The sequence below is a fragment of the Rhodococcus sp. BH5 genome (genome assembly GCF_027583855.1).
GTDB classification, from domain to species: Bacteria; Actinomycetota; Actinomycetes; order Mycobacteriales; family Mycobacteriaceae; genus Rhodococcus_F; species Rhodococcus_F qingshengii.
Genome location: NZ_JAJHVW010000002.1, coordinates 444,553 through 459,731 on the forward strand (window position 1 = coordinate 444,553; position 15,179 = coordinate 459,731).

Below are 15,179 nucleotides of genomic sequence, written 5' to 3' on the forward strand. Positions count from 1 at the left end.
CCGACCACAGCAGTTGCTGTGGTCGGGTTCTCTGGTATCAGGTCGTATCAGCGGCCGAGGCTACCGAGTCCGGGGAGGTTACCGAGCGAACCGGTTCCCGTTCCCGGGTTGCCCGGATCGACGGGGCCGACCGGCCCCTCGGAGACCACGATGGTCACGCTCGAAGCACGCGAAAGCACGCTCTTCGCAGTGATCTCGACGGTGACGCTGCCGACAGCGGTGGGGGTACCCGAGATGGTGCCGTCCTGTGCGAGGGACAGTCCGCCGGGCAGAGTGCCACTGGTGAGTGCAAACGTTGCGCGCGCATCGGCGGCAGTGAGCTTCTGCGAATACGCCTTACCTACCTGAGCGGCAGGCAATTCGACGGTGGCGGGTAGCGGGTACGCAGCAACGACTGTCACCTTGCCCCCGTTGGTCGTCGACGCGATGGCGCCGGTCGAGGTGTCGAGCGCGAGGTTTTTGACCTTCTCCAGTGCCGGAACCTTGGTATCGGTCAGAGCGGTGGTGGCGCGGGTCGTCAGATCGACCGACCACAGGTGTCCGTTCATGACGTCCGCGACATATGCAATGCCTGCCGCAGCGTCGACGACCACGCCGTTGGGAATCGCGGTCGGAGACAGCGTGGTCTTCGACAGAACCGCGCCGGCCGGGGTGATCGCCCACAGGTTGGTTGCCCGGGTGTCGGTCATGTAGATGTTGCCGGTGTTCGTGTCGACATCGACGTCGACCGGGTAGAGGTTGTCGGCACGCACGATCGACTTGAGTGCTCCGCCCTTGCGTACGTCCGCCTGCCACAGCGTGCGGCCGTAATTCTCGTCGAAGAAGTTGGTGTCCGCGATGTAGAGGAAGCCGCGGACACTGTCGAAGGCGAGCTTGGTCGGCGTTGCCGACTTGTGGACCAGAATGCTCGACACGGCGTCGGCGGCGTTGGGGTCGACGACTCGGATGTTGCCGGACTTGTAGTCCGAGAAGTACGCGCGGTGTGTTGTGGGATCGACGACGACATCGTTGATCTGCGGACGCGAGCCGTCGGGGTTCTTCTCGCTCAGCGTGACCGTCTTTTCGACCTTGCCGGTCTTCGTGTCGACAATCGAGATCGCGCCGCCGTAGGAGGAGGACACGTATGCGCGTCCGAGGCCCGAGTCGACGGCAAGTGCCGACGGGTAACCGACGACGCCGTCGATGGTGCCGACGGACTTGCCGGTGTTCGTGTCGACGACGGACAACGAGCTGGTCGGTCCGCCGTACTGCGTGATGTATCCGCGGTGGGTTGCCGCGTCGACGACGATGTCGCCGGGCTGGGTTGCGGAATAGCTTCCGACAACACCGTGTGTCGGATCCTCGGGTGAGGCGTGTGCAGCGGGAGCAGTGACGGCCAGGCCGACAGCAGCAGCGGCAACGGCGAGTGACGCGGTGACCGCACGCCGACGGTATTGCAGTTTCATGAGGGGTGCCCTACTTCTTTGGAAGACTCTGCGAAACCTGCCCAAGCGAGGCAAGTCAGGCAAACCTAACCTAAGTTCCAAAGTCGATGTTGAGACACGGGCCACAACCTTGGGTCCGGATCGACGCACCTCTCAATCGCCCGAAATTCTATTTCCGCATAACGTGTGACCTTGCTCACATTACGGATGGATAACGGAACGGACACAACCGGACATTCACTCGGGCACCCCCACCTACCTGGGAAGAGTCTCCTGCGCTTTGTGTGACGCGTTGTACGTCTTTCGCCACGCCGCGTTATCAAATGGTGACACGAGCGACTCGAGCCGTTACCGTCGTTTTCGGCCGGGAAACTCGGCCACCTCCGGCCCGCCGCGCCAAGCCTTGTCCCGCGGGTACCGGACTTCCGACAGAGCATTCCAGGGACGAGGACGGGGGACCCAAAGTCCTCTGTGAGAACAGAAAAGTTCTCCAGTGGACACCGGTTCGATCGCAAGACCGAATCTTGGGGTGAAGCCAGACCCTTTCCAGCCAGGAAAGGCGAGGCCGGGCGACCTCTCAGCCCGAACCCGACAGCTGACCTCGCAGGCGCGTGTGGAGAGGATTTCGACCATCATGAGCGGACGCCATCGCAAGCCCACCACCACCGGCCGCACTGTCGCCAAGGTCGCCGTCACCGGCGCCATCATGGGCGTAGCAGGAATTGCAGCCACCGGAACCGCAAACGCTGCCCCCGACTCCGACTGGGATCGTCTCGCCCAGTGTGAGGCCGGCGGAAACTGGGCCATCAACACAGGCAACGGTTACCAGGGCGGACTGCAGTTCTCCCCCAGCACGTGGAACGCACACGGCGGCGGACAGTACGCAGCCACCGCAAACCAGGCCACTCGCGAGCAGCAGATCGTTGTTGCCGAGCGTGTTCTCGCAAACCAGGGTTGGGGCGCATGGCCGTCCTGCTCCTCCAGCCTCGGGCTGAGCAGCGGCGCCACCGAGCGTTCCGCTCCGGCCACGACGGCTCCTCAGGCAGCTCCGGCTCCGGCGCAGCAGGTCGCACAGACCGTTGCACACCCGGTCGCCGACGCCATCGATCAGGCAATCGCATTCGCCGAGGCCAACGGCATCCCGGTCGACCCGCAGATCCTCGCAGTCGCCGACACCGCGAAGTCGTTCCTCAAGTAACACCGGCAAGACTGTCCGCTCGGACGCTCGAACATCAAGAAGGCCCGCACCGATTCGGTGCGGGCCTTCTTCGTGTCGAGTTGTTATCGGTTGATGACGGTGTGCGGGTGTACGTAAGGAAGTGACTCCACCGGAACCGGAAAGGTGGTGTCCTCGCCGAAGGGTGAAAGTCCACCTGCGCGGGTCGATGACAATTCGGTCACTGCGTGATCTCCGTCTGCAGTTTCCGGCCATCCTGGATCTACATAGTGTTGCTTCGAATTGTTGGCCACGAAGTCATTTTGACAGGACGCCGTTACGCCGTACAGACCAGGTCTCTAATCTGATACCTGATGACCGAAACACGTGGCACCCCGGCGGGCAGTTCCGCAGCCGAAAGTCTGACCGATTGGCTCTCGGCGCGCAGTGACGCCGAGTTGACGGAGTTGCTGCGTCTGCGCCCCGATCTGGCCGTACCGCCGCCGAGCACGATGGTGGTTCTCAGCGGTCGGGCACAGCAACGCGCGTCGGTCAGCCGAGCCGCAGACGAACTCGACACCCTCGATTTCGGTCTTCTCGAATTGTTGGCGCTGGGCGGCGCCGAGGAAACTCCGATGACGCGGGCGGAGCTCAACAGTGCGATCGCCGAACGAGCGCTGACCGGCAAGGGCAAGGTCACCAAGAAGGCCGTCGACAAGTCTCTGTCGAAGATGCGCGCGTCCGCCCTCATCTGGGGTGTCGATCCCATCAGCGTCGTCCCGGCAGTCATCGGGATGATTCCGTGGCGTGTGGGGCGCGCCCTCGAACCTGCCGAGGCGATGACCGAGACCGAGATCTCGGCTGCGCTCAACGCTCTGGACACCCGCGAGCGGGATCTCCTCGAGACACTCGCCAACTCCAGCCCGATCGGTCGCACCCGCGACGCTGCCCCCGGAACGCCGCCTGAGCGCCCGGTTCAACGACTGCTGGCGGCCGGCCTGCTGCGGTGGCTCGACGAGCAGACCGTCGAGCTTCCGGCGACGGTTCGTCAGGTCATCCGCGGCGAGCCGGTTTTCGATCCGACGACGCTGACCGCACCTGTCATCGGGGGCGACAAACTCAAGCCGGCGGACGTGAACGCCGCAGCAGCCGGCGAGGCGCTCGAGTTGGTACGCCAATGCGAGAACGTGATCGCTGTTCTGGGCGCAGCGCCGGCCCCCGCACTGCGAGCCGGTGGGCTCGGTGTTCGAGAACTACGACGCGTGGCCAAGACGGCCGATCTCGACGAAGCGCGCGTGAGCCTACTTGTCGAGTTGCTCTCGGCAGCCGGACTCATCGCCAGTGGAACACCAGATCCGGCGCCGGTCTCGGACAACGCGGACGAATACTGGACGCCCACGCTCGCGGTCGACGGCTGGCTGAACGCATCCACAGCGCGACGGTGGGAGGTCCTGGCGTCCGCCTGGGTCGACGTACCTCGAGTCCCGTGGATGATCGGGCTGCGCGATTCCACCGACAAGCCGATCGCGGCGTTGTCCGAGGAGGGCCGCGCTCCGGCGGCTCCGCGAGATCGTCAGGCCATTCTCGGGCTGCTCTCCGAACTCGACAGCGGCCAGACCGCGTCGGCCGTCGAGGTAAGTCGACTACTGGCGTGGCGACGCCCGCGATGGAGCGGGCGCCTACGGACGTTCGCGATCGAGCGGACTCTGGACGAGGCCGCCGCGCTCGGGCTGGTGGCCCGCGGCGCGTTGTCGTCACCTGGACGAGCTTTGCTGCACGGCGGGGACGCCGAAGCCGAAATGCAGTCCGCCCTACCCGAGCCCATCGACTACATCCTGGTCCAGGCGGATCTGACTCTGGTTGCGCCCGGCCCGCTGGTACCGGACCTGCTCGAGCAGGTGAGCCTGGTCGCAGACATCGAGTCGGCCGGATCGGCGTCCATGTACCGCATCAGCGAGGACAGCGTGCGTCGTGCGCTCGACGCCGGTCTGACGGCCACCGAACTGCATACGATGTTCGCTTCGAAATCGAAGACTCCTGTCCCCCAATCACTTTCGTATCTGATCGACGATGTCGCCCGTCGACACGGACGACTGCGTGCCGGAGTGGCGGCGTCGTTCATTCGATGTGAGGACGCGTCACTGCTGGCGGAGGTCCTCGCATCCGCAGTGGCCGAGCCGTTGGCACTGCGCGCCTTGGCTCCCACCGTCGCGATTTCGCAGGCCCCTCTCCGCGAAGTCCTGACCGAGCTGCGAGCCGCCGGATTCGCGCCGGCAGGTGAGGACTCCTCGGGCACGTTGGTCGATCTCCGCCCACGCGGGGCACGTGTACCCAACCGTCGCAGCCGACCGGCGTCGAGGATGCCGGCGAGCCCGTCGGCGGATCAGCTGGCGTCGTTGGTCCGCACGATGCGGGCCGGAGACCGTGCTTCCGCCCCCGGCCGCGGCGGAGTGCGAACGGACGGTTCACGGGAGAACAACGCCGCCACCATCGCCTTGCTGGCCACGGCGGCCCGAGACAATTCGAGCGTCAACATCGGCTACGTCGACGCCCAGGGGGTCGCGACGCATCGCATCGTCGACCCCGTCAGCGTGGGCGGCGGACAGCTGGACGCCTTCGACCCCGCGAGCGGCGCGGTTCGCCGTTTCACGTTGCACCGAATTACTTCCGTCAGCCCCGTCGACTCCGGAAAAAAGTAGCAAAAAAGAAGCAACTGGCTTTTTTCTGTAAATGAAGTATGGTCGAGGTCAGTTTGTGATTGCCACTTCGAAAAATGAGGAGCGACAATGGCTGACAAGGCGCCGGGTAAGAACATGAAGAAACCCGCCCAGTCGATCAAGGAACGCCGCGCGGAGAAGCGGGCGAAATCTGCGGAGTCTTCCGAGTTCATCCGTAAGCGGAAGCGGAGCTGACAGCAAAGTCCAGAGAAGACGAGCTGATTGCGAAGCTGACCAATGCCTGCCCCCACCGACACCCTTGTGCACCTGCACGAAACGTTCAACCTGTTCAAGTCACGTAATCGAGGAACTGACGCACGCTCGCGCGGGTACGCAGCGGGCATGACCCTCGCTTCACTCTGCGTCCTCGACGAACACGCTCGGCAATCCGGAATACTTCTATCGGATTTACCGCAGAAAGAGAATCAACCATCGTGAAAAGAACAATCCATACCCTGGACCGCATTCAAACGAGACTCGAATCGGAGCTTGATTCCACTCCGGGTGATTCCGAAAAGAATATCGGTTACCGGTCCGGAATTTCCGAAGCTATTACTCATGTAATGGAAATGCGGAAGTCAGTGGTCGCGCAGAAATAGGAGACGCATCGATTAGGCGCTCACCCCAATAACTGCCGCACACCACCGACCAGAAAGACGACCTGGTCCTCGTAGAAGTCGGCAAGCCGCTCCGGCGCGAGCGGCTTGCCACTTCCGCTCCAATCGTCCGCCCGGCTCAACGCCTGGAGGAAGCCCATCAAGGCAATCGCCCAGCGAGTCTCGAGCCGTTCGGGATCGGTAGCAGGAAAAGTACGACGGACCTGGTCGAGAAGATGTTCACGCAGGTGCAACTCGGTCGCCTCGAGGGCTGGATGGCCCGGTCGTGACATCTGCGGCTGCGAGATCTGCGTGACGATTCTGATCCATCGCATTCCCCGCGTGCGATGGCGAAGGAGCAATGCCTTGTAGGGCGCAGTGACGGCCCGTACCAGCGCCTCCACCGTCGGCGGCGTCTTGTCGGCGGAGAGGGCGTCGACGTTCGCGCTGATCTGATCTCGCACCGACGTTCCCATGTCCAACAGCACCGCTGCGACCAGATCGTCCTTGGTTCCGAAATGGTAGTGGACCGATGACGGCCCGAGACCGGCCGCGGCGTTGACCGAGCGCAGCGAAACTGCATCCAATCCCTCTGTCGCGAAAAGCCTTTCAGCAGTTTTGAGCAAACGCAGACGCGTCGCGTCGCCTTGACGGTTCTGCCGGGAGTCGGTCATACGAACGAGCTTCGCACGGGCTCGACAAACGTCTCAACCGTGGCGAACGCGGAGTCAGAGTGATTCACGGTGTGCTCGCACCCTGTTGTCGCGATCCACCCAGCCGTGGGCGCGTGCGTAGTCCACCATCGCGGAGAACTTCTGTCTCCACTCGGTGTTTCCGATCCGGGCAGCGACGGCTTGCTCCAAGTGGCCGATGTCGAGCCAGACGTGATCCCCCTCGAGTTCCCCCCACGGTTCCAGTACCCGACTCAGAGTCTCGGATCGATCGTCGCCGCCAACGACGACCGAGAGACTGGTGAAGTCGTCGACACTGTTCAGTTCGACGGTCGAGGAGTCGGGGGTGATTGTGACGTCCAGTTGCATACCTCTTCAATACTCCTTCGGAAAGTACTTGGTTCAGTCGATCGACTTGCAACAACGATATCCGACGTCATTGCACCAGATAACGTTGAACTACAGGTGATTACAAATCTCCCACTGTGCGGGAGGCTCAACTTATTGGATCAGGTGATCCATGTTAGACATCTCGATCAGAGCGAGTGATCCAAATCACTCCCCTGTCGACAGGAGTTGTCATCGTGTGGTCCGCATCGTCCATCCGCTTCGGAGCCTTCCTCGCCCCGTACCATCCGCTCGACGCCGATCCCGCCCTGCAACTCAGACGCGATATCGACCTCATGACACACCTGGACCACCTCGGATTCGAAGAAGCGTGGATGGGTGAGCATCATTCGACCGGCACCGAGATCGTGCCTGCCCCGGACATGTTCATCGCGGCCGCCGCAGAGCGAACCGAGCGCATCCAGTTCGGCACAGGCGTGACGTCTCTGCCCTATCACCACCCGTTGATCACGGCCGACCGCATCACTCAGCTCGATCTGCAGACGCGCGGACGACTCATCTTCGGCACCGGCCCGGGCAAGATCCCCCTCGATGCGCACATGATGGGCATCAACCCGTCGGACCAGCGTCGTCGCCAGGGCGAAGCGCTCGAGGCCATTCTCGCGTTGCTTCGCGGCGAGGTCGTCAACATGGAAACCGACTGGTTCACGTTGCGTGACGCACGCGCACAGCTGCCCACCTACCGCGCGGACGGCATCGAGACAGTGACAGCGTCCACGATTTCCCCCAACGGTTCGGCGCTCGCAGGCAAGAACGGCCTCTCCCTGCTCTCATTGGCCGCGAGTTCACCCAGCGGCTTCGACGCACTGGATCGCAACTGGGATGTGTACGAGAAGGTCTCGGCCGAACACGGCCACCGCGCCGACCGAGCGACGTGGCGTGTGGTCAATCCGATGTTCATCGCCGAGACCCGAGCGGAGGCCGAGCGCGCCGTGAGCCGACGGATCGAATCGATGGCTTCCTACGTGAATCGACAGACCGGCCAGAACCCGGCCTGGGCAGATACACCGGCCGGAGTCATCGATCAGTGGCGCAACGACACGCTCGGCGAGTTCGGTCAGGCGATCATCGGTACCCCCGAAGATGCGATCGCACAGATCGAGCGTCTGATCGAGAAGACGGGAGGGTTCGGCACGTTCTTGATCCTTCACGTCGACATGGCGAGCTGGGAGGACACCAAACGCAGCTACGAATTGTTCGCCTCCGAGGTGGTCCCGCACTTCCGGAAGCGAAATGTGGGGCGTCAGGCGAGCATGCAGTTCGCCGAGGACAATCGCGAGTACCTGATCGGCGGGCTGGTCGGAGCGATCACCAAAGCCCATACCGACTACTACGGCCAGCCGGCCGAGACGGGAGCCGTGCGCGCATGAGGGCCGTCCGTTTCCAGCAGGGAGAATTCGCGGTCACCGAGATCGCCGACCCGCCGCCGTTGGCACCCCATCAGATCCGCATCGACGTCGTCGCTTGCGGGATCTGCGGCAGTGACCTGAGCATGTCGAAGGACCCGTGCCGCTTCGTTCAGGTCGCGCACGACGGGGGCTACCCGCTCGCCACCTTCGATCCGGACGCGCCAGTGGTGCTGGGGCACGAATACGCGGGTATCGTCTCCGAGACCGGTTCTGCAGTAGACGATTTCGCGATCGGCGATCGGGTGGCCGGCATCGGCTTGGCCACCGACACCGCTACCGGGATCCCGACGATCATCGGCTACTCGAACGAGTACCACGGCGCGTTCGGCGATCACATCGTCGTCGACGGGTTCTGGGTCCGCAAAGTTCCCGACCACCTGTCACTCGAGCACGCCACACTTGCCGAACCTCTCCACGTCGGCGAGATGCACCTCCAACAGTCCGGCCTCACCTCGGCCGATTCGGCGCTCGTCATCGGTTGCGGAACGATCGGACTGGGCGCCATCGTCGCCGCGAAAGCGCGCGGAGCGCAGATCGTCATCGCGTCGGAGCCCTCCCCCAAACGACGCGAGCTCGCCGCGAAGATGGGCGCGGACATCGTCGTCGATCCGGCCGAGCAGGATCCGATCGAACTGTGGAATCGAATGATCGCCGAAGGCAACCAGCTTGTCGGCCAGGCCGCGAACGGAGTTCTGATCGCCTACGAATGCAGCGGGCGGGCGGGAGTCATCGGAGAACTGATGCACACTCTGCCGTTCAACTCGCGGATTCAGGTTCTGGCTGCGCCGTTCGGCGACGAGACGATCATTCCCGTCGTCGGGCAGTTCCGGAGGATCTCGATCAATTTCGGTCACGGTCCTTACGAGAATGCCTACGACATCACCCTGCAGAGGCTCGCCGACGGCGAGATCGACGCCGAAGCGATCATCACCGGCAGGGTCGGTCTGGATGGAGTCTCGGACGCTTTCGCAGCTCTGCGCGCACCCGACGAACACGTGAAGATCCTCGTGCTACCCGCGGGCCTCCCGGAATAGCGGTCGATCCTGCCCTGTTGACGTAGGGGTGCTCGCACTCGGGCACCTCTACTTCGGGCTGTGCGAGCGTCGCCTGTTGGCGTCTGCGCCCCGATACCAGGACAATGGCAGGGTTGGCGTCAGCCGACAACGCGGCGCAACGCTCTGTGGCTGCCGCGTTTGCTTCACTAGGAGGATTCCGTGACCGACGGACCGTTGATCGTCCAATCCGACAAGACGCTGCTGTTGGAGGTCGACCACGAGCGCGCCGGCGATGCCAGGCAGGCAATCGCCCCCTTCGCGGAACTCGAACGGGCCCCCGAACACGTCCACACGTATCGCATCACTCCCCTGGCCTTGTGGAATGCCCGCGCCGCCGGACACGACGCCGAGCAGGTTGTCGACGCGCTCGTGTCATACTCACGATTCGCGGTTCCACAACCGCTGCTGGTCGACATCGTCGACACGATGGCCAGGTACGGACGCTTACAGCTGGTCAAGAGCCCGGTGCACGGCCTCATCCTGGTCAGCCTCGACCGCGCAGTCCTCACCGAGGTGATGCGACACAAGAAGATCTCGCCGATGCTCGGTGAGAAGGTCGACGACGACACCGTGATCGTCCACCCGAGCGAACGCGGCCGCCTCAAGCAGATGCTGCTCAAGGTGGGCTGGCCGGCCGAGGACCTCGCCGGCTACGTGGACGGCGAAGCGCACCCGATCGATCTCGCTTTCGAAGAGGGCCACTGGGAACTGCGCGACTACCAGCAGATGGCAGCGGATTCGTTCTGGGCCGGCGGCTCGGGCGTCGTCGTGCTGCCGTGTGGCGCCGGCAAGACGATGGTGGGCGCCGCAGCGATGGCAAAGGCCAAGGCCACCACCCTCATCCTCGTCACCAATACCGTTGCCGGTCGTCAGTGGAAGCGTGAGTTGATCGCGCGTACATCGTTGACCGAGGAAGAAATCGGCGAATACTCCGGCGAGCGCAAGGAGATTCGGCCGGTCACGATCGCGACCTACCAGGTGATCACACGTCGCACGAAGGGCGAGTACAAGCACCTCGAACTTTTCGACTCCCGCGACTGGGGACTGGTGATCTACGACGAGGTCCACTTGCTGCCCGCGCCCGTCTTCCGGATGACGGCAGATCTGCAGTCGCGCCGCCGTCTCGGCCTGACCGCAACGCTGGTTCGTGAGGACGGCCGCGAAGGCGACGTCTTCTCGCTCATCGGCCCCAAGCGCTACGACGCTCCGTGGAAGGACATCGAAGCGCAGGGCTGGATCGCGCCGGCCGACTGCGTCGAGGTGCGAGTGACGATGACGGACGCCGAGCGCATGTCCTATGCCGTCGCCGAACCGGAGGAGCGCTACAAACTGTGCTCGACGGCTCACACGAAAATTGCGGTCGTGAAGTCGATCCTGGCCAAGCACCCCGATTCTCCGACTTTGGTGATCGGTGCGTATCTCGATCAGCTCGACGAACTCGGCGAAGCCCTGAACGCCCCGGTGATCAAGGGATCCACCAAGAACAAGGAACGCGAGATCCTCTTCGATCAGTTCCGTAACGGTGAGATCCAGACGCTGGTGGTGAGTAAGGTCGCGAACTTCTCGATCGACCTTCCGGAGGCGTCTGTCGCCGTGCAGGTTTCGGGAACCTTCGGGTCGAGACAGGAAGAAGCGCAGCGACTCGGACGCCTACTGCGACCCAAGCACGACGGCGGTCAGGCTCACTTCTATTCGGTGGTCTCGCGCGACACTCTCGATGCGGAGTATGCGGCACATCGTCAGCGATTCCTCGCCGAACAGGGCTACGCCTACCGGATCACCGACGCCGATGACCTGCTCGGACCTGCGATCGGCTGAGCATTTCTGCAACACGTTTCAGAAACAAATGGACATACGTCCAGTTATCTGTAGAGTGTCCCCTGTCACAGTCGTGTCCATCGGCCGGGGGTCACCAGCACCATGCGCTCAGTTCCACGTCTACGGGGTCGGCTCGCCGGAACCATCTCGCTGCTGACTGCCGCCGTCGTCGTCGCCACGACCGGCGTCAGCGCCGCGGCACCGAGTCCTGCTCCTACTGCGCAGAACTCGGTGTACGCACTTGCGAACGGTTGCTTCGCGCTGCGCACCGAGTCTGGTGATTTCGTCCGTCGTGACGGGTCGGCGTACCTCACCGACGTAACGAAAGCCGCAGACGCCGAACCGTTCCGGCTACATGCGGCCCAGTTGGGTCGATTCATGCTGTACGGCCCGGACGGGTCGATGCTCTCGCACGACGGCGCAGACTCGGTGCTCGCCACTTCCGAAGCAACTCCGTCCACCGACTGGACCGTGATGTCCACTGGCGAGTCCTTCGTTCTGACAGCGACCTCGAACGGCCGACAACTGATCTCGCGAGATTTGATGCTCACGATGTCCGATCCCGGTGACGTTCCCGAATCTGCGTTCACGCTGATCCCGCGCGACGGCTGCGCCGACTTCCCCGAAGCGGAGGTGGGCGCAAACGGCGTTCCGGGAGAAATCGGACCGAACGGTGAAGTCACCGGATTCATCGACACACACGTGCACATGAATGCTTCCGAGTTCATGGGCGGAAACCTGCACTGCGGCCGACCTTTCGATCCTCAGGGCGTCACCGCAGCGCTCGTCGACTGCCCGGACCATCAACCCGACGGGATACCGGCGCTCCTCGAAAACGTTCTGTCGTACGGCAATCCCTTCGAAACTCACGACACCACCGGCTGGCCGAGTTTCACCGACTGGCCGGCGCACGATTCACTGACACACGAGCAGACGTACTACAAGTGGGTCGAGCGGGCCTGGCGTGGCGGTCTGCGAATCTTCACCAACCTCTTTGTCGCCAACCGTGTCCTGTGCGAGCTGTATCCGAGTAAACGAAATCCCTGTGACGAGATGGAGACCGTCCGGATCCAGGCGCAGCAGACACGCGAACTCCAGGACTACATCGACGCCCAGTATGGCGGTCCCGGCCGGGGTTGGTTCCGCATCGTGAGCTCCCCTGAACAGGCCAGGCAGGTGGCCGCCGACGGAAAGCTGGCCGTCACCCTCGGGGTGGAGGTGTCCGAACCCTTCGGTTGCTCTGTGCGCAACGGTATTCCGCAGTGCACCGAGGACGACATCGACCGCGGCCTGGACGAGTTGTACGACCTCGGTGTCCGGCAGATGATCGTCACGCACAAGTTCGACAACGCCCTCGGCGGTGCCCGTTTCGACGGCGGCGTCACCGGAGTGGCCGTCAACATCGGCAACTACCTGGGCACCGGGGAGTTCTGGCAGTCGGAACCATGCACCGGCGTTGCCGAGGACAATGTGCTGCCCACCAAGGTCGACGGCGCACAGAATCTTCTCGCGGTACTCCCACCCGGAGTGACGCTTCCGGTGTACCCCTCTGGTCCGCAATGCAATTCGCACGGCCTGACCGACCTCGGCGCGTACACGATCCGAGGTTTGATGGACCGAGGGATGATCGTGGACATCGATCACATGAGCGTCAAGACCGCCGAAGCGGCTCTCGATATTCTCGAAGCTGCGAATTACTCCGGCGTCGTTTCCAGTCACAGCTGGAGCGACCCGAGCCTGTACAAGCGGATCTACGCACTCGGCGGATTTGTCGCCCTGTACGCCGGACAACTCGACGCATCGGACGAAAAGCCCGAAGAGCGTGGGTTCATCGACCAGTGGCGGGACGCACGGGCGATGCGAAGCGAGAACTACTACTTCGGTTTCGGCTACGGCGCCGACACCAACGGCTTCGGGCCGCAGGCCGCACCGCGCGGCGACGCCGCAGAAAATCCGCTGCAATATCCGTACACCGCCTTCGACGGCACGGTCATGGACCAGCAGCGCGCCGGCACCCGGGTTTTCGACGTGAACACCGACGGCGTTGCCCAGTACGGGATGATTCCCGACTGGATCGCGGACATGCGTATTGCTGCGGGCGCCGACGGCGACACGATCATCGAGGACATGAGCCGTGGCGCCGAGGCTTACCTGCAGATGTGGGAGCGCGCGCGAAACTAGCTACGCTGGTGGACGGTCCCCGGGAGATCGGGGGCCGGTCCTAGATCGTCCGGCACCACCCGAAGGAATTTTTCGTGGCTGACTTCCAGTTCACCGTCGACAAGGCTCACGCCAAGTCGGTCAACGACACACTGGCCGATGTACGCCGCCTGCAGATTTCTGCGGTGATCTTCGCGATCGTCCTCGCCGCGGTCGGGGCCTGGTTGATCAGCATGGGCGAGGTGTGGTCCATCATCATCGGCGCAGTCCTCGCCATCGGTGCGGCCAGTTCCCTGTGGGTTGCCGTGTGGGCACCTCGCAAGGTGGGAAGCGTCGAATCTCTGTATGCGGACAACCCACTGGTTCCCGCGATCGTCACCGAGGTTCACCCTCGAGCGGCGACCTTGACGGCATTGATCGACATCGCGAAGCCTGCGGCCGGAGCACCGCAGTACGCGCTCGTCAGCCGCAACGTTCGACTCAATCCGAAGTGGCGAGTCGGCGACCGCATTCCGTCGGTCGCACTGCGTTCGGATCGTTCCACCCGCAGCAAGGCTGACACGTGGCAGATGGTCAGTCCCATGCCGATCGAGTGGGGGACCAAGGACTCGGCAGTGCTGGCACGCGCGATCGCTGCTGTCAGTGCGAGCGAGTGGAACTTCCTGCAGAGCCGGATTCCCGATTCCGAAGAAGTTCGCACCCACCCCGATCGCCGGGTTCTGATCAACCCGGCCGATCTTCCTGACTCGCTGCGCTAGTCCAAACGGTTACGCGAGCGCGGGCAGCACTTCCTTCTCGAACATCTCGATTCCCGACGTGTCGTACGCGGCCTCGGGGAAGTAGAAGATTCCGTACTCGAGTCCCTGCGCCTCGAGCGCCGACAGGTTCTCGATGATCTGCTCGGGCGTACCCACGGCGGGCATTCCGCGGAACGCATCGAGCGACGCATCGGCGGCAGCTTCGCCGACCAACGGCGTCAGTCGGGCCTTCAGTGTCTCCAACCGCTGAGCCACCTCGGATTCCGTCGCGCCGATGGCCACGTTGTAGTTGGCCGAACGGACGATGGCGTCGAAATCGGTACCGACGGTGTCGCAGTGCTTCTTCAGGATCTCGGACTTGTGCGCGAAGCCGGCCGGGGTGCCGTCGAAGTTCGTGTACTGCGCGTACTTGGCCGCGATCTTGAGTGTGACCTTCTCGCCGCCACCGGCAACCCAGATGGGAATTCCGCCCTCTTGCAACGGAAGTGGACGGCACAGCGCTCCGTCGACCTGGTAGTACTTGCCGTCGAGCGTCGAACTGCCGGTCGACCACGCCTGCTGCATGATCTGGATTCCTTCGTCGAGGCGGCCCAGACGCTCACCGGCAGAGGGGAAACCGTAGCCGTACGCACGCCACTCCTGCTCGTACCAACCGCCGCCGATGCCCATCTCGACGCGTCCACCCGTGATGAGATCGGTGGTCGCGGCGACCTTGGCGAGGTACGCCGGGTTTCGGTAACTCATGGCGGTACACATCTGGCCCAGTCGGATACGCGAGGTCGACGCACCGAGTGCGGCCATCAACGTCCACGCCTCGTGAGTCGCTTCTTCCGTCGGCTGGGGAACGGTGTGGAAGTGGTCGTAGACCCACACCGACTCCCACGGCCCTGCCTCCGCGCGCAGCGTGAAGTCTCGCATCACCTCCCACTGCTTCGCGGGGTCGATGCCGACCAGGTCCAGACGCCAGCCTTGAGGTACGAACAGTCCGAATCGCATGTAGCGAGCCT

At 63.5% G+C, this 15,179-nt stretch carries 13 protein-coding genes and 1 riboswitch; of the genes, 8 read left to right on the forward strand and 5 right to left on the reverse strand.

Annotation, left to right across the window (positions count from 1 at the left end; all coding sequences use genetic code 11):
* Positions 1-47: 47 nt before the first annotated feature.
* Positions 48-1,445 (reverse strand): YncE family protein, encoded by a 1,398-nt coding sequence (locus tag RhoBH5_RS08430; protein ID WP_007733505.1) that lies wholly within the window; start codon positions 1,443-1,445, stop codon positions 48-50.
* Between the two features lie 395 nt (positions 1,446-1,840).
* A riboswitch (cyclic di-AMP (ydaO/yuaA leader) is annotated at positions 1,841-2,050 on the forward strand.
* Between the two features lie 8 nt (positions 2,051-2,058).
* Between RhoBH5_RS08430 and RhoBH5_RS08435 the strand changes: the two genes are divergently transcribed.
* Positions 2,059-2,622, forward strand: coding sequence for a transglycosylase family protein (locus tag RhoBH5_RS08435; protein ID WP_003939675.1), 564 nt, complete (start codon positions 2,059-2,061; stop codon positions 2,620-2,622).
* 83 nt (positions 2,623-2,705) lie between these two features.
* Here the strand turns inward: RhoBH5_RS08435 and RhoBH5_RS08440 are convergent, their stop codons facing one another.
* The gene (locus tag RhoBH5_RS08440; RefSeq protein WP_019744939.1) at positions 2,706-2,894 is read right to left on the reverse strand and encodes a hypothetical protein; all 189 of its coding nucleotides are present in this window, start codon (positions 2,892-2,894) and stop codon (positions 2,706-2,708) included.
* Between the two features lie 60 nt (positions 2,895-2,954).
* On the opposite strand from RhoBH5_RS08440, the gene RhoBH5_RS08445 reads away from it, so the two are divergent.
* Entirely contained in the window at positions 2,955-5,279 is a 2,325-nt protein-coding gene (locus tag RhoBH5_RS08445; protein ID WP_047270951.1) for a helicase-associated domain-containing protein, read from the forward strand.
* An 87-nt stretch (positions 5,280-5,366) separates the two neighbouring features.
* Entirely contained in the window at positions 5,367-5,492 is a 126-nt protein-coding gene (locus RhoBH5_RS08450; RefSeq protein WP_003940363.1) for a hypothetical protein, read from the forward strand.
* 424 nt (positions 5,493-5,916) lie between these two features.
* Here RhoBH5_RS08450 and RhoBH5_RS08455 read toward each other — a convergent pair whose 3' ends face one another.
* Both RhoBH5_RS08455 and RhoBH5_RS08460 read right to left on the reverse strand, forming a co-directional pair.
* Positions 5,917-6,567 carry a TetR/AcrR family transcriptional regulator gene (locus RhoBH5_RS08455; RefSeq protein WP_003940633.1) on the reverse strand — a complete coding sequence of 217 codons (651 nt, stop codon included), beginning with the start codon at positions 6,565-6,567 and terminating at the stop codon, positions 5,917-5,919.
* Between the two features lie 54 nt (positions 6,568-6,621).
* The gene (locus tag RhoBH5_RS08460; RefSeq protein ID WP_003939736.1) at positions 6,622-6,933 is read right to left on the reverse strand and encodes a hypothetical protein; all 312 of its coding nucleotides are present in this window, start codon (positions 6,931-6,933) and stop codon (positions 6,622-6,624) included.
* A 215-nt stretch (positions 6,934-7,148) separates the two neighbouring features.
* Between RhoBH5_RS08460 and RhoBH5_RS08465 the strand changes: the two genes are divergently transcribed.
* From RhoBH5_RS08465 to RhoBH5_RS08485, 5 genes are all read left to right on the forward strand, one after another.
* A complete protein-coding gene (locus tag RhoBH5_RS08465) occupies positions 7,149-8,342 on the forward strand; it encodes an LLM class flavin-dependent oxidoreductase (RefSeq protein ID WP_270008152.1) in 1,194 nt (397 codons plus the stop codon).
* Positions 8,339-9,415, forward strand: coding sequence for an alcohol dehydrogenase catalytic domain-containing protein (locus RhoBH5_RS08470; protein WP_050654728.1), 1,077 nt, complete (start codon positions 8,339-8,341; stop codon positions 9,413-9,415). Before RhoBH5_RS08465 ends, RhoBH5_RS08470 begins: the two co-directional genes overlap by 4 nt.
* A gap of 180 nt (positions 9,416-9,595) precedes the next feature.
* Positions 9,596-11,254 carry a DNA repair helicase XPB gene (locus tag RhoBH5_RS08475; RefSeq protein ID WP_003940219.1) on the forward strand — a complete coding sequence of 553 codons (1,659 nt, stop codon included), beginning with the start codon at positions 9,596-9,598 and terminating at the stop codon, positions 11,252-11,254.
* A 102-nt stretch (positions 11,255-11,356) separates the two neighbouring features.
* Entirely contained in the window at positions 11,357-13,435 is a 2,079-nt protein-coding gene (locus RhoBH5_RS08480) for a hypothetical protein (protein WP_058037814.1), read from the forward strand.
* 74 nt (positions 13,436-13,509) lie between these two features.
* Complete coding sequence (locus RhoBH5_RS08485) at positions 13,510-14,172, forward strand: DUF3239 domain-containing protein (RefSeq protein ID WP_007733514.1); 663 nt, start codon at positions 13,510-13,512, stop codon at positions 14,170-14,172.
* A 9-nt stretch (positions 14,173-14,181) separates the two neighbouring features.
* On the opposite strand, the gene RhoBH5_RS08490 is transcribed toward RhoBH5_RS08485, so the two are convergent.
* The gene (locus tag RhoBH5_RS08490; protein WP_050654730.1) at positions 14,182-15,168 is read right to left on the reverse strand and encodes an LLM class F420-dependent oxidoreductase; all 987 of its coding nucleotides are present in this window, start codon (positions 15,166-15,168) and stop codon (positions 14,182-14,184) included.
* Positions 15,169-15,179: the final 11 nt, after the last annotated feature.